The sequence below is a fragment of the Candidatus Methylospira mobilis genome, from assembly GCF_009498235.1.
Lineage (GTDB): Bacteria > Pseudomonadota > Gammaproteobacteria > Methylococcales > Methylococcaceae > Methylospira > Methylospira mobilis.
In genome coordinates, this window is sequence record NZ_CP044205.1 from 2,733,144 (window position 1) to 2,756,360 (window position 23,217).

Consider the following 23,217-nt stretch of genomic DNA (forward strand, 5'->3'; position numbering starts at 1 on the left):
TTTGGTAAACGGTTCCGGCGATCTGAATTGTCGCCATGATATCATCAGATACAGCCTGGAGGTTTCGGTAGACCGGCAATCAGACACGCGGTTCTGACGGCGCTTTCGGGAAACAATCGATGCAGATAAACCGAATTGCCTTTTTCGTCTCCCATACATTTTTGCATCAATTTGACGAACATCCGTGCATTGGGTAAGTGGTTAAACTGGTCGTAATAAGCACGCAGATGATAAATGACTTCCCAATGCGCAGCTTCCAGACGGATGCCGGCCTGTTGCGCCAATGTGCCGGCGACGCTCTCGTCCCATTGCGTCGCATCCAGTAAAAACCCGCTCGCAGTGGTCTCCAGATGTTTATCGTTTACCTGCAACACCGGTCTCTTCTCTCAATGTAATTATTCAGCGTACCTGCTGGAGAGAAAGCGAGGTGAGTCAAGCGAGACCTTCTGCGCCCATGGACGGGCGCAGAGAGCTTCCATAATGAACGGACTTGCGGCGTGGTTAATATTATACCGACGCGCTTCCGCTTTTCTCGACTGGCTAGCCTCTCTTCCGACTGCTTCGGTCATGACTCAAAATCACTCACTGAATATTCACCTCGCTGTAAGCATTACAGAAATCCGTATCCATCCTCGTCAATACTCGCTTCGATAACCATCAAAACCAGGACAGACAACGCGACGCGGCGGCCGCCAGATCAACGAATGCTGCATAATCAATACACTGTAAGCTATGAGGAAGCCGCGCCTCGGTTATGCCATGCATTTCCAGCGCATCCCGCATCACTCTCCACTGCAGGTTTATTCTGGTGGCGCATTTTTCCGGATGGCGACAAACAAGCGCCCCTGCTCCCAGTATCAGGACAACATCGCCCTCCTCCGCTCGTGACAAACAGGCTTCAAGCGCTTGGGGTTGGCTCAGCAGATGTAGTGTACTCATAGTGTCAACCGGCCACCAGCACTTGCTGCCGAGCCAATAAGCGCGACAATTCGTCTTTATCGATAAAACGCACCGGAACGGGCAGGTCTGCCGCTGTGGCCCCGCGTGCGGACAAAGACTCGGTTTCCACCCAGGGCGGCGCGAGATCGTATAAATCGAACGCCGCTAGCATTTGCACGACATTGCTCCGACTATTGCGCCCTGGCAGCAGGTGCAATACACCCTCATCCATAAACACCACAGTGGCGATCTGATCGAATGCCGCCGTGGTCAGCGCCATATCCAGTAACTCGCCGGCGCGAAAGTCATCATCAGGCGCATGTCTTATTACAAAGCAGAATTGTTTTACGGCCGCCATGGCAATCAGTCATCGAAAGCAATAAAACGATCCGCCTGCAGACAGGCATCCATCCACATGCCCAAACCGCCGAGACGAAAGCCCTCCGGCAGAGATCGACCGGCAAGCGGGCCGTCCGCTTCATCGGTGTGGATCACTGCGCGCCGATAGGCCGCAGACACGCAGACAACCAGATCGATCCGCTTTTCCAGCGCCAGGCGCGACCAATCATCAGGCGCGCTTGCGCAATATACGCCGTCGTGATAGAAAAACACGCGTGCTACCTCGTGTCCGGCCCGGAGCGCCGCTTCGACAAAACGCAGGGCCGACAAGCTCGCCGGACTATCAGGCCCCGCGTTGACTTGAATTGCGAACTTCATACCCCCATATTTTTCCCGTGCCGTATCCCAAAGACAAATATTGCTAAATGTCTACACGCTCTAAACTGACTGCAACCCTGTTGATAGTCGCCCAGTTGACTCTGTACGGTCAAACAACGGCGGCAGCCGTTAACCAGTACGTATCCCGCAACGCGCCGCTCGATCTGCGCAGCAGCGACATTACCGGGCAAGCATCGCCGGTAGAAAACAGGGCTGCCGACGATAATAGCAGGGAAATGCATCTACCGGAAATCGGCGACCCTTCGGGAACCCTTTTATCGACGCACGAGGAAATCGAGCTGGGCGCCGCTTTTTTCAGAAGCCTGCACGGACAGATACACATTAACGAAGACCCCGAAACCACGGATTATATCCAGCGCATAGGCCAAAAACTGTCTGCGAACAGCGCCGACCCGGAGCATGCCTACCACTTTTTCGTGGTCATGGAACCCAACATCAATGCTTTCGCCGGCCCAGGCGGCTATATCGGTGTCAATTCCGGTTTGATATTGACCACGGAGGCTGAAAGCGAGCTGGCCTCGGTACTGGCTCACGAAATAGCTCACGTCACCCAGCGTCATCTTTATCAGGCATATCAGGCCGCGTCACGCTTGTCCTTGCCTATGGCGGCGGCAATGCTGGCGGGTATTTTGATCGGAGCAAAGACCGGCAATGCGCAGGCCGGTGAAGCCGCCATTATCGCTGCGCAGGCGGCCAACCAGCAGTTTCAGATCAACTTCACGCGAGACAATGAAGCCGAGGCCGATCGCGTGGGCATGCAAAACCTGTCGAAATCCGAGTTCGACCCGCGCGCCATGCCCGTTTTCTTCGAACGCATGCAGCAAGCAACGCGTTTCGCAGGCAATGCGCTACCTGAATTCCTGATGACTCACCCGGTTACCGTTTCGCGTATTTCAGACACACGCGGACGCGCAGAAAAATACGCCTATCGGCAATACGAAGATTCTTTTGTATATCAAATCATCAAAGCCAAATTACGGGTGCTGAGTGCGACGGACCCCTTCGAAGTGGAAAAATATTTCCGCACGACCAACAATCATGGCACGCTACAGCAGCAGGATGTGACTCGTTACGGTCTGGCATTATCCCTGCAGGCCCAAAAAAAATACGACGAGGCCCGTCCGTTACTGCAAAAACTGGTGATCCAGCATCCCGATCAACCCCATTTCGTTAACGCGCTGGCCAGACTCGAGACCGATGCGCATCGCTACCCGGAAGCCTTGAAGCATTACGATATGGCTCTGGAACGATTTCCGGAGAATCGCGGAATTGTGTTCAATTATGTAAGGCTGCTGCTGTTGATGCAAAAACCTTTGGAAGCGAGAAACCTGCTGAATGCGCACAGCGCCACGCTCGCTCCGTCCACGGAGTTCTATGAACTGCTGGCGGAATGTTACGGCGAATTACACAATGACGCGGAATCGCACCGTTATCTCGCCGAATACTATTATCTTAACGGACAAACCCATACCGCCATCAAGCAAATGAAACTGGCTCGGCAGCACGCAGGCAACAATTTCTACATCAATGCGGTGATAGACGAGCGCTTGCAGGCGCTGCAAAAAGAAGAGCAGGAAAGCAAGGAAAAATAAGGCGATGCTATATCAGTTCAAGACGGCGTTCAATGCGCTCGATTCTTGCGGATATCTTTGTCCAGTTCGTATTGCTGCCTGATATCGGTCTCTTCGCCTATAGCAACAACCTCCCTGCGCACCGGATTCATGCTGCTTTCGAGACTGGACATTCTCTATTTCAGATCAGTTACGTCATCAGCCACTTGATCAAGTCGGCTGCGAATATGCCGCAAATGTTCAAGAACGAGCTTTTCAAGGCTTTCATACATGATAACTCCTAAAATATCGACTTTTCAATCATGTGGGTACGCTGCCGCTACTGTTCAAAGGTACGCATAGCGTACCGTTCCGCCCTACGCCATGTAAAAGCGACTACTTCACAACGCGCAGCTTGGGCCGGCCTCTGACCGGCGGCTCTGGCTCGGGCGGCGTCGGAGGCTGCTCGTTGTTACCGTTTTCCTCGACGTCAAATACCATACCCTGGCCGTTTTCACTGGCGTAGATGGCCAGCACCGCATGCACGGGCGCCATGACATGCATCGGTTTACCGCCGAACCGGGCGTTAAACTCTATCCACTCATTGCCCAGACTCAAGCCCTGGGTTGCTTCCGTACGTAAATTCAGCACGATCCGGCCATCCTCAACATACTGTCGCGGCACTTCCACGCCTTCTACCGCTGCATTAACCAGTAAATAGGGGGTGTGATCATTGTCCAGTATCCACTCATGGATAGCTCGAACCAAATAAGGTTTTAACGGTGTCATCATTCAATCTACTCAGCGAAGATAGCCCAATACATCCATTTCGCGTTCCTGATCGCTTAATGATAACAGGAAAGACTCACGGCCGAATATACGCCGGGCATACCCGGCGATGGCGTCGGATACAACCGGCGCATTAATTCCCAACGCAGGAAGCCGCCACAGAAGCGGCGCCAATACGCAATCGACCAGCGAAAACTCGTCGCTGAGAAAAAAGGGATGCGCAGCAAAAAGCGGACCCGCCGCCAATAACTTTTCATTGAGCAGTTTGCGCGACTTTCCGGATTTCTTTTCATTTGCGCCATCAATCTCGCTCAGCAAGCCGTACCAGTCTCTGTCGATACGATAAATCAGCAGGCGCGCTTTCGCTCTCGCTACCGGGTCCATCGGGTTCAGCGGCGGGTGCGGGAAACGCTCATCCAGATATTCCATCACTATGCGGGATTCGTACAACACTACGTCGCGATCCAGTAAAGTAGGCCAGATCAAGCCGGGATTCAATTCGCTCAGACCGGAGGGAGGATGGGCGGGGTCGACTAATTCGATATCCACATCGACATCCTTTTCACGCACGACAATACGCGCACCATGCCCGCGCACTTCTGTGGGCGGACACAACAACGTCATTCCCGACTTGCGGCCTATCTCTGCCGTCACCACCCTAACCCCATAGAAATAACAAGTCAGTGCCTTGTCTGCTAAAAACAGTAATTGTATGCCTGCGGCTGCGGTATTTCACAGGAGCGGCCTTCAGCGCTCGCGAATCGCAGACCGCACGCGGGCTAAAGGCCGCTCCTGCAAAGATAGGCAACGGCAACCGAATTGTTACAAATAAACAACTATCGGAATAGAATAGCAAACCATGCTATTCGATACCTTTCCAATAAATTTTTTTCAGCTTATAGAATAACACAACAAATATCAGCAAACCGAACAGCACATACTTGCCGGTCCTGATACGCTGTAATTGCCCCGGTTCTGCGGCATAGACAAGGAAATTGACAATATCAGTCACCGCCTGATCGAATTGCGCTTCGGTCATTTTTCCTTGACTCGCAGGAACCAGATGATCTATCGCGTCCACTCCTGCTGTTTTCCGGTATACGGGTTTTTGCATGCCCTGCAGCTCCCAAAGAACATTAGGCATGCCGACATCGAAGAACACCAGATTATTCGAGCCTGTCGGACGCGAAGGATCCAGATAGAAACCCTTGAGATAAGTGTACAGCCAATCCGCCCCACGCGCGCGCGCGATCAGGGAAAGATCGGGCGGCGCGACGCCAAACCAGACCTCACCGTCCCTGGAGCGCATCGCGGTCTGCATGGTGTCGTGCACTCTGGCATCCGCCATCATAATGGACTTGCTCATTTCCTGCTCGCTAAGCCCATAATCTCCGGCAAAACGGGAATAACGCAGATGCTTGACCGAATGGCATCCTATGCAATAACTTACATAATACTCGGCGCCTCTGCGTACCGAGTGAATATCGAATACGTCAACATCGGCATCCTGCAAATGCGCCGCACCGCCGGCACCTGCGGCCGCAGCCCAAAGCAGCATAGCGCAGAACAGGAGTTTTTTTTGTAAGTCCAGGTGATTTTTCAAAAATAACATACGCACCTTAATCGCAGTACTTGCCGCAGGTTTTTTTTATGCTTTTATCGACAGGTTCGTAATACGAACTCAGTTTGCGCCAGAACTGTGTGGCGGCCAGCCAAGCCAATCCGGTTCTGACCCAATGCCAATGCAACCCTTCTCTTTGCGCCAACGGAATGATGGGTTCGCGCAAGCGATCCGGAAGCGCCAGTGTTTTTTCCCGCCCGGAAAAGAGCATCAGAAATACGAAAAAGCCAAAATAAACCGCAGTGAAAATCCGCGCCAACAAGGCGTTGACAGGCGAAACAGATAATGTGCCGAGTACCCCAAGCCCAAGAAAGCTGATTACAAACAATAACAGCAGCAATTTGAAAATACGGCTGCGATATCTGATCGACTTCACCGGACAACGATCTATCCACGGCATAGCAAACAGGATGCCTACAGCCGCCGCCATTGCTATCACGCCGCCCAGCTTGTCCGGCACTGCGCGCAAAATCGAATAAAACGGCGTGAAATACCAGACCGGAGCGATATGTTCCGGCGTCTTGATCGGGTTTGCAGGATCGAAATTAGGCGACTCGAGGAAATAGCCGCCGAATTCCGGCATATAAAATACGACGGCGGCGAAGATCAGTAAAAATACCGACACTGCAAACAGATCCTTGACCGTATAATACGGATGCAGCGGAATACCGTCTTTCGGAATGCCGTTATCATCCAGGTTTTTCTTGATTTCCACGCCGTCCGGATTATTCGAACCCGTCGTGTGTAACGCCGCCAGATGCAAAACCACCAGGCCCAGCAACGCCAGCGGTATTGCGATCACATGAAAGGCAAAAAAGCGGTTAAGCGTTGCGTCGGATACAACAAAGTCTCCACGCAGCCATAGCGCGAGATCTTCGCCGACTACCGGAACCGCGCCGAACAGCGAAATGATGACCTGCGCGCCCCAGTAGGACATCTGCCCCCACGGCAGCAGGTAGCCCATGAAAGCTTCCGCCATCAGCATAACGAAAATAACCATGCCGAACAGCCAGACCAGTTCCCTGGGCGACTTGAAGGACCCATAAAACAGCGCTCTGAACATGTGCAGGTAGATCACGATGAAAAATGCCGAAGCGCCGGTGGAATGCATGTAGCGTATCAGCCAGCCCCAGCTGACATCACGCATGATGTATTCGACCGAGTCGAAAGCCATGGCGGCATCGGGCTTGTAGTGCATGGTCAGAAAAATACCGGTCACAATCTGATTGACCAGCATCAGCAGCGCCAATGATCCGAAAAAATAAAGGAAATTAAAATTCTTCGGAGCGTAATAACGCGCCATATGATCGTTCCAGAAGGATACGATAGGCAGCCGTTCATCTACCCATTGCAGCAGACTTGCAGACATTTTTCCCATCATGCGGCTTCTCCCTGATCGGAACCGATCAATAGTCGCGTTTCGCTCAGATAAACATGCGGTGGAATTTCAAGGTTGCGAGGCGCAGGAACGCCTTTATAGACGCGCCCGGCCAGATCAAAGCGTGAACCGTGGCACGGGCAGAAAAAACCGCCCCGCCAGTCGGCGCCCAGATCGGCGGGAGCGACTTCCGGCCGGTAGTTGGGAGAGCACCCCAGATGCGTGCACAGGCCGACCGCAACGAAAACCTCGGGACGGATCGAACGAACTTCATTTGCGGCGTTCGCGGGCTGCTCGGATTCTTTTGACAAGGGGTCGAGGAGAATATCAGTAAACCCGTTTAATGTCTTGAGGTTTTCGTCCGTGCGTTTCAAAATCCAGACCGGCTTGCCGCGCCACATGACCCGTATCAATTGGCCGGGCTCCAATTTACTGATATCGACTTCCACCGGGGCCGCAGCTGCCTGAGCCCGCGCGCTGGGCGCCATGGAAGCCATAAAAGGGGTTACGGCCAGTCCTGCTCCGACTATGCCGGCTACGCTCGCTACCTTGGTTAAAAACCAGCGCTTTTCTGCATCAAGCTCATCCGCTGCGGTCTGTTCCACTGATGCCATCAGTCTTTCACTCTTGTTATGTTGTTTGTAAATGGATTGTTTACCCATTTTAAACGCAAGCGGCCAACAAGACAATTGTATGATTATAAATACATAAAAAACAAATAGTTAAATAATAACCCGATGTAGCTCATCGACGAATATCCGATTTTCTTCCGGCGTTCCCACGGTGACGCGCAGGCAGCCGCTGAGCAGTCCGCCCGCCGGGTCCAGATTCTTGATAAGAATGCCTGCATCCCTCAGTCCGTTAAATACGTCTATTGCGCTCATGGACAGTACGCGGAAAGTAATAAAATTGGCTTCACTGGGGTAAGTACGAATCGACGCGATTTCATTCAGCCGCGCCAGCAACCACCGACGCTGCTCGCGGATAAGCCTGACTTGCGCATCGAAAACCGGCGCATGCGCCAATGCAAGTTCGGCGCTGGCTTGCGTCAGGATATTGATATTATAAGGAAGCCTCAGCTTGTTAAACTCGGCTATCAGACCTGGATCGCCCGCCATATAACCCAGACGCAACCCGGCCAGCCCCTGTTTGGATAGTGTCCGCATCACTAATAAATTAGGAAATTCCGGCAGGAGCGGCATGAAGCTGCTGTCGGTAAATGCCGCATAGGCTTCATCAACGACCACCAGCCCCGGCGACAACGCCAGAATTTGTTCAATTTCGTCCCGGCGAAACAAATTTCCGGTCGGGTTATTCGGATAAGCCAAAAAAATCACTGCCGGACGAAGCGTTTCAATTGCGGCGATCATAGCCGGCATATCCAGTGAAAAATCGTCCGATCGCAAAGGTACGCCCTCGAAACGCAGACCTAAACCGATTGCTATCTGCCGGTACATGACAAAGGTCGGTTCAGGCGCCAGGACAACTGCGTCCTGACCCGCTATCGCCATCAATATGATTTGTATCAGTTCGTCCGATCCGTTACCGAGCAATAACGCGCTTTCGGCCGGGATATTGAATGATGAAACCAGCGCTGCGCACAATGCCGCCGAGGACGGATCGGGGTAACGATTGGGCTTGACTGTGCGCAAACGCTGCAGCCATTCGTTAACCAGCTCTTCCGGCCAATCGTACGGATTTTCCATAGCGTCGAGTTTGATAAAGTTCGTGGCGGGCGGCACATGGTAAACGGAAAGTTGTTGCAGTTCCGGTCTGAGCAGCGCTTTAACCCTGTCTGTTGCGTTATACATGCGGATTTGATGCCGTACGTTTTTTACTGATTGCAGGAGCGGGATCGGAGCGTTACGAATGTTGAATTCGAAATTCGGCGGAGCGCGCATGCGCTGTCAACCCTTCTCCACGCGCCAGCACGGAAGCGGTTTTGCCTAAGACGTCCGCACCGGGGCCTGAACAAAAAATCAGACTGGAGCGTTTTTGAAAATCGTAAACGCCCAGCGGCGATGAGAATCTCGCCGTGCCTGAGGTCGGCAACACATGATTGGGGCCGGCGCAGTAATCGCCCAGCGCTTCTGCGGTATGCCGCCCCATGAAAATAGCGCCGGCATGGCGGATACCGCCCGACAGGCTTGCCGGATCGGCAACCGAAAGTTCCAGATGCTCAGGCGCAATGCGGTTGGCGACTTCTATCGCCTGATTCAGGTCCCGAACCTGTATCAATGCGCCGCGGCTGTTTAAAGACGCCGCAATGACCTCCTTACGCTCCATGCCTGACAGTAACTTTTCCATGCTGGCGGCCACCGCCTCCAGATGCCCTGCGTCGGGACTCACCAGTATCGCCTGGGCGTCTTCATCGTGCTCGGCTTGCGAAAACAAATCCATCGCAACCCAGTCGGGATCGGTTTGACCGTCGCCAATTACCAGTATTTCCGAAGGGCCGGCAATCATATCAATGCCGCATTGACCAAAAACCAGTTTTTTGGCCGTCGCAACGTAAATATTACCGGGCCCGACGATTTTATCCACGCGTGGCACCGTCGCCGTTCCATAGGCCAGAGCAGCGACTGCTTGAGCTCCCCCCACACGGAACACGCGGTCGACTCCGGCAAGGAATGCCGCGGCAAGCACCAATTCATTGAGTTCGCCGTCCGGAGTGGGAACTACCATGATGATTTCGGGAACCCCGGCGACCTTGGCGGGAATCACATTCATCAGCACCGAAGATGGATAAGCGGCTTTTCCTCCGGGTACATAGACGCCGACACGATCCAGCGGCGTCACCTGCTGACCCAGCACAGTCCCGTCCGCTTCGGTGTAACTCCAGCTTTCGGTTTTCTGATGCCCGGCATAAGCGCGTATACGCGCTGCGGCTGTTTCCAGCGCCTGCTGCTTCTGGCTATCCAAACCTTTCCAGGCCTGCTCCAGTTTATCGCGGCTTAGCTCAAGCTGATCCATGCGCTCAACCGCATAGCGATCAAAGCGGTGCGTATAATCCATGAGCGCGGCATCGCCCTCGTGTCTGACCCGCTCAATGATTTCCAGCACACGCTGATGTATTGCGCTATCGCTCGCTTCATTCCACGACAACAACGCATCCATCTGGCGTGCGAAATCGGCATCCAGCGCGTTCAACCGGCGAATTTTCAGTTCAGACATAAGAGACCTATATAAAACTCAAAAAACCTCAACAATACGGAGTGGAAACTGCAATGCCGCTGATTTTACAAAACCATACAGCAATACCGGGCGCGATTCATGATGAGGGTCAGCGGGTTAGATTGTCGAGACTGGCCGGGATGGATTCACGGCATGGATGGTATGGACCGGTACGTTTCCGCATGGTTCGTTCTACCGCCGCATCATACCGAGAGCGGAACAGTCTGGATTTACCCTGTGATCAAGCATCTTCCCCGCTATACGCGCGCAGCAACGATCTGCTCCATCCTGCGTAGAAAATCGCTTACCACCTGATGCTTGGTTTTCATTGCCGCCTTATTGACAACCAGGCGGCTGGAAATCGCCATGATTTCCTCACGCGCTTCGAGACCGTTGGCCTTGAGCGTATTCCCGGTATCGACCAGATCGACAATCACATCGGCCAAACCGACCAGAGGCGCCAGTTCCATGGAGCCGTACAGTTTGATGATTTCAGATTGTACGCCCTGTCCGGCGAAATAGCGCTGCGCCAGTTTGACATACTTGGTCGCTACGCGCAGACGCTGCCCGGACGGTACATAATCCCTGCGTGCAGCAGTCATCAAACGGCAACGCGCGATGCCCAGATCGATAGGTTCATAGAGTCCCTCATCGCCGTATTCGGCCAGCACATCCTTACCGGCGATGCCCATGTCGGCGGCGCCATATTCCACATAAGTCGGGACATCGGTGGCGCGAATCACCAGCAAGCGGATATCAATGTGGTTAGTCGGCAATATCAATTTACGGCTTTTATCCGGATCTATGGTCGGCACGATCCCGGCCTCAGCCAGTAAAGGCAAGGCATCCTCGTAAATTCTACCTTTGGAAACGGCCAGTGTCAGCATCTGCGCGAAGCTCTAGGAGGGTAGCGCTGATTTATTGAAAATCAGCAGCTTTCCGGTTTCAAATATCATATGTTTGAAAGAAACAATGGAGAGGCGTTGCTCAATCGGCGCTCCCTAGCTCGGGATTCGGCGTATTTCCGCACCCAGCTGGCACAATTTTTCTTCGATACACTCATACCCCCGGTCTATATGATAGATGCGATCAACGATGGTTTGCCCCTCGGCCACCAGTCCGGCCAGCACCAGACTGGCGGAAGCGCGCAAATCGGTCGCCATAACCTCGGCGCCGGTCAATTTCGGCACGCCATGAATAATGGCGGTATTGGATTCCAGGCGTATGTCCGCACCCATGCGCTGCATTTCCTGCACATGCATGAACCGGTTTTCGAAAACGGTTTCCGTAATAATGCCTATGCCCTCGGCTATGCTGTTCAATGCGGTAAATTGCGCCTGCATGTCGGTAGGGAAAGCGGGATACGGCGAGGTGCGCAATGAAACCGCCTTCGGCCGTCTGCCCTGCATATCTAGTTCGATCCAGTTTTCTCCGCACTCGATCAACGCCCCCGCTTCTCTCAGCTTCAGTAAAACGGCGTCCAGCAAATCAGGGCAAGTGTCCTTGAGCCTGACTTTGCCGCCGGTCATCGCCACAGCAATCAGGTAGGTGCCCGTTTCAATACGATCAGGCAATATATTATAATGCAGGCCCTTGCCGGAAAGCGCCGGCACGCCTTGTATTTCGATTACATCGGTGCCGGCGCCGTGTATCTTCGCTCCCATGGCAATCAGGAAATTCGCCAGATCGACTACCTCAGGCTCTCTTGCCGCATTTTCCAGTATGGTGGTGCCTTCAGCCAGCGTAGCGGCCATCATCAGATTTTCGGTGCCGGTTACGGTAACCTGTTCCAGAACCAGACGGCAGCCCTTGAGGCGCTCAGCGGTAGCGTGAATATAGCCATTTTTGACATCAATACGCGCACCCATCGCAGTCAGGCCTTCCAGATGAAGATTGACCGGTCTGCTGCCGATGGCGCAGCCCCCTGGTAAGGATACATCCGCCTTGCCGAATCTAGCCACCAGCGGTCCAAGCACCAGTATCGAAGCGCGCATGGTCTTGACCAGTTCATAAGGCGCATAGAAACTATCTATGGTATTGGCGTCTATTTCGATATTCAGCTTTTCATCCACCGTCAAACTGACCCCCATACGGCCCAGCAACTCCATGGTCGTGGTAATATCGCGCAGGTGGGGAACATTACCAATGCTGACCGGGGATTCAGACAGCAAGGCGCCGGCAAGTATCGGTAAAGCGGCATTTTTCGCGCCGGAAATGCGCAACTCACCCGATAACGGGGTACCGCCTGTAATTAAAAGTTTATCCATTGCCGTTCTACTCTGAAATCTCTGATTCACTTGGTTATTCAAGCAGATCACGTTGACTGATGAATGATCGCGTCCACTCCCGCAACGCGGGCGATCGCTTGTAATTGCTGCGGAACATTTAAAAAAAGCACGACTCGTTTAACTGCGGAGGACTGCTTGCGCCACTCCAGCATCAAAGCCAACCCGGCGCTATCCGCATGCTTGATGCCGGAAAGATCGAGCCTAATCATTCCTTTCGCACCGGACGTCGCGCCCAACAGTCCGGAAGTCCTTTCAAGAACGCTGTTTGCGGTTTCGAACGTCAAATCTCCCACCAAAAAAAACACCCCCGGAGATCGCTCTACGATGCTGAATACCCCGGCGTCGGATACGCCGTTTTTCGTTGCCATGGATTCAGTGCTGACCATTTTTCCGGGTTTCGCGCGGCGCTGCGGACACTACACCGGCTTTAACCGGCGTAGCCGCGATTTTTTTAGCCATAGCAGGTGGTTTTGGTTTTTCGGCGCTATGCGCCGCAGGAGCCGGTTCAGCCTGTTGTTTATTAGACCCTTCCTCCGCCTTGGAAAACAGGAAACGACTGATGAGCTGCTCCAGTATCATGGCCGACTGCGTCATTTCTATTTTATCACCATCCGTGAGCGGCTCATCCAGCGCACCAGGCGTTAATCCGATGTACTGTTCGCCGAGCAGACCCTGAGTCAGAATACTGGCGCTGGTATCGCTGGGTATCGTATTGAAATACGGATCTATCTTCATTTCCACAACCGCTTCGAAGGATTTCTTGTCAAAACGGATCGCACTGACTCTGCCGACACGCACACCCGACATTGAAACCGGCGCGCGCACTTTCAAACTGCCGACATTGGAAAACCGGGCGGTAACGGTATAGCTGTTGTCTTCAAACTTCAGCGCGCCCAGGTTGCTAACCTGCATGGCCAGAAAAAACAGTCCCAGCAGACCCAACGCAACGAATACGCCGACCCATGTTTCCATAACCCTCGATTGCAGCATTATTCAATCTCCAAACATCAGCGCAGTCAGAACGAAATCGCAACTCAGCACAGCAAATGCCGAACTGACAACCGAACGCGTAGTCGCACGACTGACACCCTCGGAAGTAGGTACCGCATCGTCGCCTTCAAAAACTGCTATCCAGGTAACTACGGCGCCAAAAACCATGCTTTTGATGACGCCATTCAGAATATCATCGTAAAAGTCGATCTGGGCGCGCATTTGCGACCAGAAAGCGCCCTCATCGACGCCCAACAGACCGACACCGACAAAATAGCCTCCCACCACACCCACCATGCTGAACAGCGAGGCCAGCAGCGGCATGGAAATCAGGCCGGCAAAAAAGCGCGGCGCAATAATGCGCTTGATCGGATCCACCGCCATCATTTCCATGCCGGAAAGCTGTTCGGTCGCCTTCATCAAACCTATTTCCGCGGTAAGGGAAGAACCGGCCCGCCCCGAAAACAGCAGCGCGGTAACAACCGGCCCGAGCTCCCTTACCAGCGAGGTCGCCACCATGACTCCCAGCGCCTGCTCGGCGGCGAAATCGGACAGTACATAATATCCCTGCAGTCCAAGCACCATGCCGACAAACAGCCCCGACACCAGTATGATCATCAGACTCAATACCCCGACTGAATACATCTGGGTCACCAGTAAACCCGGGCGGCGTAGAATGAGCGGCAGGCCGGATAAAACATGCAGCATGAACAGGCTGGCCCTGCCCAGTTTCGCCACTCTGAGCAATGTATTTCTGCCCAATGTCCGCAACAGGATCTCCATCGCTTAGTTCAACTCCATCAGGTCTTCGGCATAATCCCGAGCAGGGTAATGAAATGCGACCGGGCCGTCAGCCAAACCGTCCATGAATTGCCTGACCCAGGGCGACTCCGAGCGACGGATATCATCCGGCGTGCCCTGCCCGGCAACTTTTCCGTCGGAAATCAGATAAACATAATCGGCAATACTAGCCGTTTCGCGCACGTCATGGGAAACCACTACGCTGGTCAGACCCATCTCGCGGTTTAAATCGCGTATCAATTTGACCAGAATGCCCATGGAGATCGGGTCCTGGCCGGTAAAAGGCTCGTCGTACATCACCATCAACGGGTCCAATACGATAGCACGCGCCAGTGCAACGCGCCGAGCCATGCCGCCGGAAAGCTGGGCCGGCATCAGATCCCGCGCACCGCGCAGTCCGACGGCCTGCAGCTTGATCAGCACCAGCGTGCGAATCACCGTTTCGGGCAAGCCGCTATGCTCGCGCAGAGGGAATGCGACGTTATCGAACACGGATAAGTCGGTCAGCAAGGCGCCGCTCTGAAACAGCATGCCCATGCGCTTGCGTAACCGGTAAAGCGCATCGGGACGCTGCTCGTGCACCGTAACGCCGTCAAAGACGACGGTTCCCGCGGATGGTTTGAGCTGTCCGCCGATCAATTTAAGCAGCGTTGTTTTCCCCGTGCCGCTGGGTCCCATAATGGCAGTAACCTTACCCTTGGGAATATCGAGGCATACACCGTCGAAAATTTTCCGTTCGTCTCGGAAAAAGCTCAGGTCGCGAATGGAAACAAGAATATTTTCCGGGGAGCAAACGCCTGTCATGCGATAACTTTGCAGCCATATGTGTTCTGTAAGCTGGCTATTGTCCCTGACTGACAAGTTAACCGTCAACTTTAACTGATCAAAACCTTGCGTCAACATGTGAAACCTTGGCCTTGTTCATGACATAATGGCGGCTTGAAGTTACAGAATCCTATGCATCCGAACAATTCAAACAACCCGCCACTCAACAGGCCCGACCATTGCGACAGCCGATTAGACCGGCGCTCCGACTTGCTGCGTCTGGGCGCCAGAGTGATCGAAGTTGAAATTCAGGCGCTTTCAGGCCTGATACCGCGATTGGATCACGGTTTTGCCGATGCATGCGAACTGATGATGGCCTGCAACGGAAGAGTCGTTGTAACAGGCATGGGGAAGTCGGGGCATATTGCCGGAAAAATTGCCTCAACGCTGGCCAGCACCGGAACTCCCGCCTTCTACGTCCACCCCGGCGAGGCCAGTCATGGCGATTTGGGCATGATTACCGGACAGGATATCATCCTGGCCTTTTGCAACTCGGGAGAAACATCCGAATTATTGACGATATTGCCGTTTATCAAGCGCATCGGCGCGCCGCTGATAGCGATTACCGGCAACAGCGGCTCCACCCTGGCGCGTCAGGCCGACATACATCTTGATATTGGCGCGCCCGACGAAGCCTGCCCGTTGGGACTGGCGCCGACTTCCAGCACAACTGCGTCACTGTCCCTGGGCGATGCGCTTGCCGTCACGCTGCTGCAGGCCAAGGGCTTCACACGCGAGGACTTTGCTTTCTCCCACCCCGGCGGCAACCTGGGAAAACGTTTGTTTTTACGCGTGAAGGATATCATGCACACCGGAGACGCCATTCCCTGCGTCGAACAGAATGCGCGCATCAGCGAAGCCTTATTGGAAATGACCGCAAAGAAGCTGGGCATGACCGCCATAATTGACGAAAATAAACGGGCCACCGGCATCTTTACCGACGGCGACTTGCGGCGCCTGCTGGAGCGCTCGACCGATATCCACGCCACTCCCATAAGCGCAGCCATGACTCGCACTTTTACCGGCATAGCCCAGGACCGTCTGGCAACGGAGGCGCTATGCGTAATGGAAGACAAACGCATCAGCGCGCTGCTGGTAACCGACGAACAGGCGCGACTCGTAGGAGCAATCAATATGCACGATTTACTGGAATCAGGGATTTTTTAATGGTCGAAATTTACAAACGCGCCGCCGCAATTAAACTCGTCATTTTCGATGTCGACGGCGTATTAACCGATGGGCGCCTGTTTTTCGACGAGCAGGGCCGCGAATATAAAAGCTTCCACGCCAGAGACGGGCTCGGCATCAAACTGCTGCAGCAAACCGGCGTCAAGGTCGCCATCATTTCCGGCAGAAAGGCGCCATCGGTTTCCGCGCGCATGCAAGGATTGGGTATCGCTCCCGAACTCATATTCCTTGGCGAGGACAACAAACTCGAAGCCTTCGAAAAACTGATGGCGGCGCTGAAATTGACCGATATGCAAATCGCCCATGTGGGAGACGATCTGCTCGACCTCCCGCTGTTGCGACGGGTAGGCCTGGCAATCACCGTTGCAGACGCGCACCGATCCGTTATACCGCACACGCACTGGCAGACACGCAATCCCGGCGGTTGCGGCGCCGCCCGTGAAGTCTGTGATTTGATCATGGATGCTCAAGGCACTCTGGACCAGATAATACACAGGCACTCATAAACCATCGAACATTAAAATACGATACCGAGCCTGTGAAAATATCGATTTCAACCAATGTCCTCGGCCATACCTTCTGGTTGCTGCTGGTCGCCGGAACCTGGTGGCTGGCCAACTACATAAAAATTATCGAACCCACGTCCAAACGTGAAAGCGGTCAGGTCGATTACTATACGACAAATCTGATACGCACCGTGATGAACGCCGAAGGAATTCCCAAAGAAACGCTTATAGCCGAAAGGATGACGCACTACAAGAACGACGACCACAGTTTTCTGGTGAAACCGGTCATGACATTGTTCAAGGAAGGGAAAAAACCTTGGATCATACACTCCGATACCGCGACCTTACTGGAAGGAGGCAAGACCATACTGATGCACGACGACGTACTGGCGACAAAGGAGCTGGACGAGGGAGGTCAAACCGAGATTACCACCCGCAATGTTACCTATATACCGGATAAAAATTATGCCGAAACCGCGGAAGACGCCCAGATGATTGCGCCTCATGACAAAGTTACCGGACACGGCGCGCAAATCTATTTCGAACCGGACCTTCTAATCACGCTGTTGAGCCAGGTAAGGAGACGGCATGAAGTACAATAAATATTTGAGTATTTCAGGGTTGACCCTGGCCTTATGCGCGGTGAACTGCTTCGCGCTGGAAACGGACGGCAAACAGCCGATCTATATCGAGGCGGATAACGCTGTTTATGACGAAAAAAAGGAACTGACCATCTACACGGGAAACGTTCATTATCAGCAGGGCAGCATTGAAAGCTGGTCGGACCGCATGGAAGTTTTTCAGAAAGACGGAAAAACCGATAAAGTAATCAACTTCGGCAACCCTACCCGTCTGAAGCAAACGCCGGAACCCGACAAAGCGGACTGGCATGGCCTGGGTTTGCGCTCGGAGTATTATCCGGAAACACGCATATTGATACTGTTCGACAAAGCCCTGGCCTGGCAAGGCGTTACACCGGAGAAAAGCGACCGCGTAACCAGCGACCGCATCGAATATGACATTGAGCACTCGATCATGAAGGCCGGCGTCACGACTAAAAGCGGAGAAGCTCCGCCCAGCTCCCAGCGCGTACATGTCACTCTGGAGCCGTCCGAAGTCAAGGAAGCAAAATGACAAGACACAGCACGCTTTCGGCATCGCACATCAGTAAAACCTACAATAAGCGCAAGGTGGTTAACGATGTTTCCATCAGCATGCACAATGGGGAAATCGTCGGGCTGCTCGGACCCAACGGCGCCGGGAAAACCACCAGCTTCTACATGATAGTCGGATTGATCCGCCCGGACAGCGGCAGCATACACCTGGACAATCAAGCCATTACCTACATGCCCATGCATGCGCGCGCGCGCAAGGGTATCGGCTATCTGCCTCAGGAAGCCTCCATTTTCAAAAAACTGAGCGTAGCGGATAACCTGCGCGCTGTGCTGGAATTACGCCCTGAATTGACGCGCGGGCAGCGCGAAATCCGAATCGAAGAGCTGCTGGAAGAGCTCAGCGTGTCGCATCTGCGCAACCAGCCGGCCATGGGCTTGTCCGGCGGCGAAAGACGCCGTGTAGAGATTGCGCGCGCTTTGGCCTGCGAACCCCGGTTCATGCTGCTCGACGAGCCGTTTGCCGGCGTAGACCCCATATCCATCATCGATATCAAAAAAATTATCGAACACCTCCGAGAGCGCGGCATCGGCATATTGATCACCGAACATAACGTCAGGGAAACGCTGGGAATCTGCGATCGCGCCTATATACTCAACAGTGGAAGCGTGATAGCGGCGGGCAGCGCCGCCGAGGTAGTCAACAATCAGGAAGTCCGCGATGTCTATCTAGGCGAGCATTTTTCGCTTTAGAATTTCAGGAATCCATCCCTCAATCGAATGTTTACTCTGGCCCGCACACCTCCGGACTGCGTTGCATGAAGTCCGGCTACGGCGGCGCGAATCCCCGCCTATGCGCCAATGGAGAAGAAAGCCGCTGTTTTCCTTTGCAGTCCCGCGCAAGCTCGATTAATATATCCAAGTTATCCATGCAATAAACAGACCATCAAGGCAAAAGGCTCGCTTCAACATCATGAAACAATCTCTGCATCTCCGGCTTGGGCAACAATTGGCCATGACTCCCCAATTACAGCAAGCAATCAAGTTGCTGCAATTGTCTACACTGGACCTGCAACTGGAAATACAGCAAGCGCTGGATTCCAATATGATGCTGGAATTGGCTGAAGAGGAAAACAGTGTCGCCGAACAAATCGAGACGCCGCGGGAGGAAGCGGAATACGCCGAACTATCCAACTTCAACACGGCTTCAGAGATTCCGGTCGAACTCGGAACGGATTCATCATGGGACGATGTCTACGGCAATTCCCAGAGTTATACCGCTTCCGCCGCTGAATACGATAATGACGATTATCTGCAACAATACCGGCCGACGCAAACACTGGAAGAGCATTTAATCTGGCAGATGGAGCTGACGCCTTTCAGCGACCAGGATAAAGCCATAGCGACAGCCATCATTGATGCGATCAACGAAGACGGCTATTTGACAACATCCATTGATGAGATACATCAAGGCCTGCTGAGCCAGATGGAAGAGCTTGACCTCAGCGAGCTGGTAGCCGTGCTTCACAGAATACAACAATTCGACCCACCCGGCGTCGCCGCCGCCGATCTTGCGGACTGCCTCAGCATACAACTGCGGCAACTGGCCGACGACACGCCATGGAAGGCGAAAGCGCTCGAACTGACCGCTCATCATCTTGCGCTTCTAGGTTCCAGAGATCTGACGAAACTGCGCCGCGTGCTGGATATGAGCGAAGACGAACTGGCCGAGGTGGTTGCGCTGATACGAACTCTGGAACCCAAACCCGGCAGCCGCATCCAGCTTGATGAACCGCAATACATCGTTCCCGATGTATTTATCAGCCGCAAGGGAGGGGACTGGATCGTGTCCATCAATCCGGACACCTCTCCGGCTTTACGCGTAAACCCATATTATTCCAACCTGATTAAACGCGCGGACAACAGCTCCGACAATATCAGCATGAAAACGCATTTACAGGAAGCGCGCTGGTTTATCAAAAGCCTGCAAAGCCGCAATGAAACCTTGCTCAAGGTGGCGCGCTCCATCGTCGATCACCAGCGCGACTTTTTCGAATTCGGAGCACGCGCGATGAAACCGCTGGTGCTGCGCGAAGTAGCGGAAGAGGTCGGCATGCACGAATCCACCATTTCACGCGTAACCAACCAAAAATACATGCATACCCCCAATGGCGTGTACGAGTTCAAATATTTCTTTTCCAGTCATGTGGGAACCGAAGGCGGCGGCGAATGTTCCGCCATCGCGATCAAGGCTTTCATCAAGGAACTGATAGAAAACGAAGATCCCAATAAACCGTTAAGCGATCACAGCCTATCCGAAGCCATGAACAAAACCGGCATACATGTTGCACGCAGAACCGTCGCGAAATATCGCGAGGCAATGAATATACTGCCGTCAAACGAAAGGAAACGGACCTTTTAAGCCATGAAATTGATTATCGTCAGCGGATTGTCCGGCTCAGGCAAAAGTATTGCGCTGGAAACATTGGAAGATTGCGGCTATTACTGTATAGACAACCTGCCCATAGCCCTGCTGAACGGCTTCATCAGTGAGGCAATGATCACCAATCGCGTCACTTTCCAGAAAACCGCCATAGGCATCGACGCGCGCAATCCAGGAGAAAGCCTCGAACACTTCCCATCGACTCGGGCGATGATGCAGGATCATGGCATTGATTGCAGCGTGATTTTTTTACAAGCCGCACCTTCGACATTACTGAAGCGTTTCAGCGAAACGCGCCGCAAACATCCGCTAACGGATGCCGCACATTCGCTGCCCGAGGCCATCGAGTGGGAAAGAGGCGTATTAGAGCCTATTTCCAGGGAAGCCGATCTGGTTATCGATACGACTTATACCCATGTACACCAACTGAGGGAATTAATATTCGAGCGCGTAGGCATGCGTAACGAACATTTAATGTCCCTTTGCTTCCAGTCTTTCGGATTCAAGAACGGTTTGCCTCTGGACACCGACTTTTTATTCGATGCGCGCTGTCTGCCTAATCCGCATTGGGAACCCAACCTCAGAAGTAAAACGGGGAAAGACAGGGAAGTAAACGATTTCCTGTCCGCTATCCCGGAAGTTATGAATTTTTTAGGCGATATCAACGCCTTCATGGAGCGTTGGCTGCCCCGCTTCGAAGCGGAGCGCCGCAGCTATCTGAACATATCGGTAGGCTGCACCGGCGGGCAGCACCGCTCGGTTTTTTTGATCGAAGCGCTCGCCCGGCATTTTCAGTCGTCGTCTTATGACATCCTGGTACGTCACAGGGATTTATCGTAACCTTCCCTATTCTGCTTCTGGCTTCCAGGTTTGCACTTTTAATAGTTACATATTTTTAATGTAACCGACGAGTTTTTTATCCTCTCTGGCGGTATGACTAACAAACCATTCAAATAAAAACTCAAATACGTCATGCGCTGAAATATCTCCGGAAATAAATGGATTGTATTTCTCGTGAATTTCCTCCAGTAGCTTTTTGTGCATTTCCGCATGTCGTCTGTCGTCCGGATAATTATATTCTATCATTATATTTTCTTCGCTCAGAAAATGAAATTCAGCGTACTTGTTGATTTCCTTGAATACACGAATCAGCTTTTCCTTTGACTCGCCTTTTGTTTCCGTTTCATGAAAATCTATGATCAGACTTAAAAACAAACGATGTTGCGAGTCGATCTTTTCATTACCAATTTCATACTTGCTTTCCCATTTCAGCATTGCGCCCTCCTTTTAAAATAAGCCAATTATTTCCTGATTACAATCATTACCGTTACTTGCCGCATTGGGATTGACAAAAAACGGTTGGTATTTTATAAGAAATTTAAAATATGAATGTATATCTACTCGACTGATCGGATAGTATATTATCCAAATACGCGCTGCATTGCGCAAAGTATCGGCAGAGCAATGACGCTGCCGCTAAACATATCCCCAATCGCGCGAGTCACTTAGTCCCCTACACTTAGAACAGCAAGCAAATCGCCGAAAACCATGGAAGCATAGCTCATTTGAAAAATCGCGGACGGTGAAGCGGAGTGGACCGCGAAACCGAACAGAAATGAGCCCAAGAGGCTGTACGAGAATATACCTCCTGTATTGACGCAGTGAAAATTTATTCAATACAGCGGTTATGACGCGCTGTTGATGGACTTATCCCTTGTATTTTTATCGCTGGTGGCTCGCGTCTTTAACATTCCCGTCCGAACGCTATTCGCTTGGTTGCTGAAAAAAGTCGCCTGGGTCGCCCCAAGAAAATTACGGTGGACGACCTTAAGTGGCTATAGTATGCAGCAATTATGGCTAACCATTGAATCACACTGCCGGGCCATTCAGGACTCAGATCCCAAAGGCCTCTTTACAACTCCCGCCGACAAGATCCCGCCAGGATTTTAAAGCCTGTCTCGACGAAACCTTTCCAGAGGCCATGGCGAAAGCCAAAAGGCATCAGGCACGCCTGTGATTTGGTCGATTAAGCCGCGGTTTTTGGATAGTCAACCTGTCGCTCCACACACTGCCAACCCATCAATATGCCGGCCATAAACGCTCCCTCCCGCCAAAATCAGCCGCTTTTGCAAGAACAAGTGCGAAAAGATCGTTTTTATGACAAAATCAAGAATTTTAGCGGGGGGAGTATTTACATGCGCGTTATCCTTCTAGGCAGTCCCGGCTCCGGCAAGGGAACCCAGGCCAAATTCATTTCGGAAAAATTCGGGATTCCGCAGATTTCCACCGGAGATATGTTGCGGGCCGCCGTACGTGCAGGCACGCCTCTGGGTCTCGAGGCCAAAAAAATCATGGAGGCGGGACAACTGGTTTCCGATGAAATCATACTCGGTCTTATCAAGGAGCGTATTGTCGCCCCTGACTGCAAAAATGGGTTTCTGCTGGATGGTTTTCCGCGCACCATAGCTCAGGCCGATGGATTGGAAGAGATGGGCATTGCCCTGGACCATGTCGTTGAGATCGACGTGCCGGACGAAGATATCGTGCAACGCCTGAGCGGCCGCCGCGTACACTCCGAATCGGGGCGCACTTACCATGTGGTTTTCAATCCGCCGCACCAGGCGGATCTGGACGATGAAACCGGCGAGCCGCTGATCCAACGCGCCGACGACCGCGAAGAAACGGTGCGGCAGCGTTTACAGGTGTATCATGAACAGACACGCCCATTGGTTGACTACTATCAGAATAAAGCCAAAACCAACGGCGGAGTAAAGTTTTCATCAATCCCCGGCATCGGGAGCGTTTCCGGGATCACTGAAAAAATGCTGGCCATACTGACGGAGTAAGCGTATCACCGGCGACATCAAAAATACTA

Annotated in this window: 28 protein-coding genes; 9 read left to right on the forward strand and 19 right to left on the reverse strand. The window is 52.8% G+C overall.

Annotation, left to right across the window (positions count from 1 at the left end):
* Window positions 1-44: 44 nt before the first annotated feature.
* The 4 genes from F6R98_RS12320 to tusD all read right to left on the reverse strand — a co-directional run bounded on the left by F6R98_RS12320 (window position 45) and on the right by tusD (window position 1,656).
* Entirely contained in the window at window positions 45-374 is a 330-nt protein-coding gene (locus F6R98_RS12320) for a TusE/DsrC/DsvC family sulfur relay protein (protein ID WP_153249280.1), read from the reverse strand.
* A 283-nt stretch (window positions 375-657) separates the two neighbouring features.
* Window positions 658-939, reverse strand: a complete 282-nt coding sequence (locus tag F6R98_RS12325) for a DsrH/TusB family sulfur metabolism protein (protein WP_153249281.1) — start codon at window positions 937-939, stop codon at window positions 658-660.
* Between the two features lie 4 nt (window positions 940-943).
* Complete coding sequence (locus tag F6R98_RS12330; RefSeq protein WP_153249282.1) at window positions 944-1,297, reverse strand: DsrE family protein; 354 nt, start codon at window positions 1,295-1,297, stop codon at window positions 944-946.
* 5 nt (window positions 1,298-1,302) lie between these two features.
* Window positions 1,303-1,656 carry a sulfurtransferase complex subunit TusD gene (tusD, locus tag F6R98_RS12335; RefSeq protein WP_153249283.1) on the reverse strand — a complete coding sequence of 118 codons (354 nt, stop codon included), beginning with the start codon at window positions 1,654-1,656 and terminating at the stop codon, window positions 1,303-1,305.
* Window positions 1,657-1,703: 47 nt separating this feature from the next.
* On the opposite strand from tusD, the gene F6R98_RS12340 reads away from it, so the two are divergent.
* Window positions 1,704-3,269, forward strand: coding sequence for a beta-barrel assembly-enhancing protease (locus tag F6R98_RS12340; protein ID WP_228124856.1), 1,566 nt, complete (start codon window positions 1,704-1,706; stop codon window positions 3,267-3,269).
* A 29-nt stretch (window positions 3,270-3,298) separates the two neighbouring features.
* Here the strand turns inward: F6R98_RS12340 and F6R98_RS22485 are convergent, their stop codons facing one another.
* The 14 genes from F6R98_RS22485 to F6R98_RS12410 form a co-directional block, all read right to left on the reverse strand.
* Entirely contained in the window at window positions 3,299-3,421 is a 123-nt protein-coding gene (locus F6R98_RS22485; protein ID WP_265588091.1) for a hypothetical protein, read from the reverse strand.
* 202 nt (window positions 3,422-3,623) lie between these two features.
* The gene (locus F6R98_RS12350) at window positions 3,624-4,016 is read right to left on the reverse strand and encodes a ClpXP protease specificity-enhancing factor (RefSeq protein WP_153251048.1); all 393 of its coding nucleotides are present in this window, start codon (window positions 4,014-4,016) and stop codon (window positions 3,624-3,626) included.
* 12 nt (window positions 4,017-4,028) lie between these two features.
* Window positions 4,029-4,670: a glutathione S-transferase N-terminal domain-containing protein gene (locus F6R98_RS12355; protein WP_315699084.1), complete on the reverse strand. Its 642-nt coding sequence runs from the start codon at window positions 4,668-4,670 to the stop codon at window positions 4,029-4,031.
* Window positions 4,671-4,878: 208 nt separating this feature from the next.
* Window positions 4,879-5,628, reverse strand: coding sequence for a cytochrome c1 (locus tag F6R98_RS12360; protein WP_228124857.1), 750 nt, complete (start codon window positions 5,626-5,628; stop codon window positions 4,879-4,881).
* A gap of 7 nt (window positions 5,629-5,635) precedes the next feature.
* Window positions 5,636-7,018 carry a cytochrome b gene (locus tag F6R98_RS12365; RefSeq protein ID WP_153249284.1) on the reverse strand — a complete coding sequence of 461 codons (1,383 nt, stop codon included), beginning with the start codon at window positions 7,016-7,018 and terminating at the stop codon, window positions 5,636-5,638.
* Entirely contained in the window at window positions 7,015-7,629 is a 615-nt protein-coding gene (gene petA / locus F6R98_RS12370) for a ubiquinol-cytochrome c reductase iron-sulfur subunit (RefSeq protein WP_153249285.1), read from the reverse strand. The genes F6R98_RS12365 and petA overlap by 4 nt, the downstream gene beginning before the upstream one ends.
* Before the next feature lie 108 nt (window positions 7,630-7,737).
* A complete protein-coding gene (gene hisC, locus F6R98_RS12375) occupies window positions 7,738-8,826 on the reverse strand; it encodes a histidinol-phosphate transaminase (RefSeq protein WP_153249286.1) in 1,089 nt (362 codons plus the stop codon).
* Between the two features lie 52 nt (window positions 8,827-8,878).
* Window positions 8,879-10,189 (reverse strand): histidinol dehydrogenase, encoded by a 1,311-nt coding sequence (gene hisD, locus F6R98_RS12380; protein ID WP_153249287.1) that lies wholly within the window; start codon window positions 10,187-10,189, stop codon window positions 8,879-8,881.
* Between the two features lie 257 nt (window positions 10,190-10,446).
* A complete protein-coding gene (hisG, locus tag F6R98_RS12385; protein WP_153249288.1) occupies window positions 10,447-11,076 on the reverse strand; it encodes an ATP phosphoribosyltransferase in 630 nt (209 codons plus the stop codon).
* A gap of 114 nt (window positions 11,077-11,190) precedes the next feature.
* Entirely contained in the window at window positions 11,191-12,456 is a 1,266-nt protein-coding gene (murA, locus tag F6R98_RS12390) for a UDP-N-acetylglucosamine 1-carboxyvinyltransferase (protein ID WP_153249289.1), read from the reverse strand.
* Window positions 12,457-12,503: 47 nt separating this feature from the next.
* Complete coding sequence (locus F6R98_RS12395) at window positions 12,504-12,845, reverse strand: STAS domain-containing protein (RefSeq protein ID WP_194269921.1); 342 nt, start codon at window positions 12,843-12,845, stop codon at window positions 12,504-12,506.
* Window positions 12,846-12,849: 4 nt separating this feature from the next.
* Window positions 12,850-13,467: an outer membrane lipid asymmetry maintenance protein MlaD gene (gene mlaD, locus F6R98_RS12400; RefSeq protein WP_194269922.1), complete on the reverse strand. Its 618-nt coding sequence runs from the start codon at window positions 13,465-13,467 to the stop codon at window positions 12,850-12,852.
* A gap of 3 nt (window positions 13,468-13,470) precedes the next feature.
* Window positions 13,471-14,250, reverse strand: a complete 780-nt coding sequence (gene mlaE / locus F6R98_RS12405) for a lipid asymmetry maintenance ABC transporter permease subunit MlaE (RefSeq protein ID WP_153249291.1) — start codon at window positions 14,248-14,250, stop codon at window positions 13,471-13,473.
* 3 nt (window positions 14,251-14,253) lie between these two features.
* Window positions 14,254-15,072: an ABC transporter ATP-binding protein gene (locus F6R98_RS12410; RefSeq protein ID WP_153249292.1), complete on the reverse strand. Its 819-nt coding sequence runs from the start codon at window positions 15,070-15,072 to the stop codon at window positions 14,254-14,256.
* Window positions 15,073-15,225: 153 nt separating this feature from the next.
* On the opposite strand from F6R98_RS12410, the gene F6R98_RS12415 reads away from it, so the two are divergent.
* The 7 genes from F6R98_RS12415 to rapZ all read left to right on the forward strand — a co-directional run bounded on the left by F6R98_RS12415 (window position 15,226) and on the right by rapZ (window position 21,182).
* Complete coding sequence (locus tag F6R98_RS12415) at window positions 15,226-16,260, forward strand: KpsF/GutQ family sugar-phosphate isomerase (RefSeq protein WP_153249293.1); 1,035 nt, start codon at window positions 15,226-15,228, stop codon at window positions 16,258-16,260.
* Window positions 16,260-16,787 carry a KdsC family phosphatase gene (locus F6R98_RS12420; RefSeq protein WP_153249294.1) on the forward strand — a complete coding sequence of 176 codons (528 nt, stop codon included), beginning with the start codon at window positions 16,260-16,262 and terminating at the stop codon, window positions 16,785-16,787. Before F6R98_RS12415 ends, F6R98_RS12420 begins: the two co-directional genes overlap by 1 nt.
* A gap of 32 nt (window positions 16,788-16,819) precedes the next feature.
* Window positions 16,820-17,389: an LPS export ABC transporter periplasmic protein LptC gene (gene lptC, locus F6R98_RS12425; protein ID WP_194269923.1), complete on the forward strand. Its 570-nt coding sequence runs from the start codon at window positions 16,820-16,822 to the stop codon at window positions 17,387-17,389.
* On the forward strand, window positions 17,376-17,921 hold the full coding sequence (gene lptA, locus F6R98_RS12430) for a lipopolysaccharide transport periplasmic protein LptA (protein ID WP_153249296.1): 546 nt from the start codon (window positions 17,376-17,378) through the stop codon (window positions 17,919-17,921). The genes lptC and lptA overlap by 14 nt, the downstream gene beginning before the upstream one ends.
* Complete coding sequence (gene lptB, locus F6R98_RS12435; protein ID WP_153249297.1) at window positions 17,918-18,652, forward strand: LPS export ABC transporter ATP-binding protein; 735 nt, start codon at window positions 17,918-17,920, stop codon at window positions 18,650-18,652. Before lptA ends, lptB begins: the two co-directional genes overlap by 4 nt.
* A gap of 220 nt (window positions 18,653-18,872) precedes the next feature.
* Window positions 18,873-20,321: an RNA polymerase factor sigma-54 gene (locus F6R98_RS12440; RefSeq protein WP_153249298.1), complete on the forward strand. Its 1,449-nt coding sequence runs from the start codon at window positions 18,873-18,875 to the stop codon at window positions 20,319-20,321.
* Window positions 20,322-20,324: 3 nt separating this feature from the next.
* Complete coding sequence (gene rapZ / locus F6R98_RS12445) at window positions 20,325-21,182, forward strand: RNase adapter RapZ (protein ID WP_153249299.1); 858 nt, start codon at window positions 20,325-20,327, stop codon at window positions 21,180-21,182.
* Between the two features lie 45 nt (window positions 21,183-21,227).
* Here rapZ and F6R98_RS12450 read toward each other — a convergent pair whose 3' ends face one another.
* The gene (locus F6R98_RS12450) at window positions 21,228-21,617 is read right to left on the reverse strand and encodes a bacteriohemerythrin (RefSeq protein WP_153249300.1); all 390 of its coding nucleotides are present in this window, start codon (window positions 21,615-21,617) and stop codon (window positions 21,228-21,230) included.
* Between the two features lie 920 nt (window positions 21,618-22,537).
* Between F6R98_RS12450 and adk the strand changes: the two genes are divergently transcribed.
* A complete protein-coding gene (gene adk / locus F6R98_RS12455) occupies window positions 22,538-23,188 on the forward strand; it encodes an adenylate kinase (protein WP_153249301.1) in 651 nt (216 codons plus the stop codon).
* Window positions 23,189-23,217: the final 29 nt, after the last annotated feature.

What these genes read in the sequence shown, in the direction of transcription:
- F6R98_RS12325 (WP_153249281.1), bottom strand. Translation starts at nt 939, where the DNA reads ATGAGTACACTACATCTGCTGAGCCAACCCCAAGCGCTTGAAGCCTGT.
- F6R98_RS12330 (WP_153249282.1), bottom strand. Translation starts at nt 1,297, where the DNA reads ATGGCGGCCGTAAAACAATTCTGCTTTGTAATAAGACATGCGCCTGAT.
- tusD (WP_153249283.1), bottom strand. Translation starts at nt 1,656, where the DNA reads ATGAAGTTCGCAATTCAAGTCAACGCGGGGCCTGATAGTCCGGCGAGC.
- F6R98_RS12340 (WP_228124856.1), top strand. Translation starts at nt 1,704, where the DNA reads ATGTCTACACGCTCTAAACTGACTGCAACCCTGTTGATAGTCGCCCAG.
- F6R98_RS22485 (WP_265588091.1), bottom strand. Translation starts at nt 3,421, where the DNA reads ATGTCCAGTCTCGAAAGCAGCATGAATCCGGTGCGCAGGGAGGTTGTT.
- F6R98_RS12350 (WP_153251048.1), bottom strand. Translation starts at nt 4,016, where the DNA reads ATGACACCGTTAAAACCTTATTTGGTTCGAGCTATCCATGAGTGGATA.
- F6R98_RS12360 (WP_228124857.1), bottom strand. Translation starts at nt 5,628, where the DNA reads ATGTTATTTTTGAAAAATCACCTGGACTTACAAAAAAAACTCCTGTTC.
- F6R98_RS12365 (WP_153249284.1), bottom strand. Translation starts at nt 7,018, where the DNA reads ATGATGGGAAAAATGTCTGCAAGTCTGCTGCAATGGGTAGATGAACGG.
- petA (WP_153249285.1), bottom strand. Translation starts at nt 7,629, where the DNA reads ATGGCATCAGTGGAACAGACCGCAGCGGATGAGCTTGATGCAGAAAAG.
- hisC (WP_153249286.1), bottom strand. Translation starts at nt 8,826, where the DNA reads ATGTATAACGCAACAGACAGGGTTAAAGCGCTGCTCAGACCGGAACTG.
- hisD (WP_153249287.1), bottom strand. Translation starts at nt 10,189, where the DNA reads ATGTCTGAACTGAAAATTCGCCGGTTGAACGCGCTGGATGCCGATTTC.
- hisG (WP_153249288.1), bottom strand. Translation starts at nt 11,076, where the DNA reads ATGCTGACACTGGCCGTTTCCAAAGGTAGAATTTACGAGGATGCCTTG.
- murA (WP_153249289.1), bottom strand. Translation starts at nt 12,456, where the DNA reads ATGGATAAACTTTTAATTACAGGCGGTACCCCGTTATCGGGTGAGTTG.
- F6R98_RS12395 (WP_194269921.1), bottom strand. Translation starts at nt 12,845, where the DNA reads ATGGCAACGAAAAACGGCGTATCCGACGCCGGGGTATTCAGCATCGTA.
- mlaD (WP_194269922.1), bottom strand. Translation starts at nt 13,467, where the DNA reads ATGCTGCAATCGAGGGTTATGGAAACATGGGTCGGCGTATTCGTTGCG.
- mlaE (WP_153249291.1), bottom strand. Translation starts at nt 14,250, where the DNA reads ATGGAGATCCTGTTGCGGACATTGGGCAGAAATACATTGCTCAGAGTG.
- F6R98_RS12410 (WP_153249292.1), bottom strand. Translation starts at nt 15,072, where the DNA reads ATGACAGGCGTTTGCTCCCCGGAAAATATTCTTGTTTCCATTCGCGAC.
- F6R98_RS12415 (WP_153249293.1), top strand. Translation starts at nt 15,226, where the DNA reads ATGCATCCGAACAATTCAAACAACCCGCCACTCAACAGGCCCGACCAT.
- F6R98_RS12420 (WP_153249294.1), top strand. Translation starts at nt 16,260, where the DNA reads ATGGTCGAAATTTACAAACGCGCCGCCGCAATTAAACTCGTCATTTTC.
- lptA (WP_153249296.1), top strand. Translation starts at nt 17,376, where the DNA reads ATGAAGTACAATAAATATTTGAGTATTTCAGGGTTGACCCTGGCCTTA.
- lptB (WP_153249297.1), top strand. Translation starts at nt 17,918, where the DNA reads ATGACAAGACACAGCACGCTTTCGGCATCGCACATCAGTAAAACCTAC.
- F6R98_RS12440 (WP_153249298.1), top strand. Translation starts at nt 18,873, where the DNA reads ATGAAACAATCTCTGCATCTCCGGCTTGGGCAACAATTGGCCATGACT.
- rapZ (WP_153249299.1), top strand. Translation starts at nt 20,325, where the DNA reads ATGAAATTGATTATCGTCAGCGGATTGTCCGGCTCAGGCAAAAGTATT.
- F6R98_RS12450 (WP_153249300.1), bottom strand. Translation starts at nt 21,617, where the DNA reads ATGCTGAAATGGGAAAGCAAGTATGAAATTGGTAATGAAAAGATCGAC.
- adk (WP_153249301.1), top strand. Translation starts at nt 22,538, where the DNA reads ATGCGCGTTATCCTTCTAGGCAGTCCCGGCTCCGGCAAGGGAACCCAG.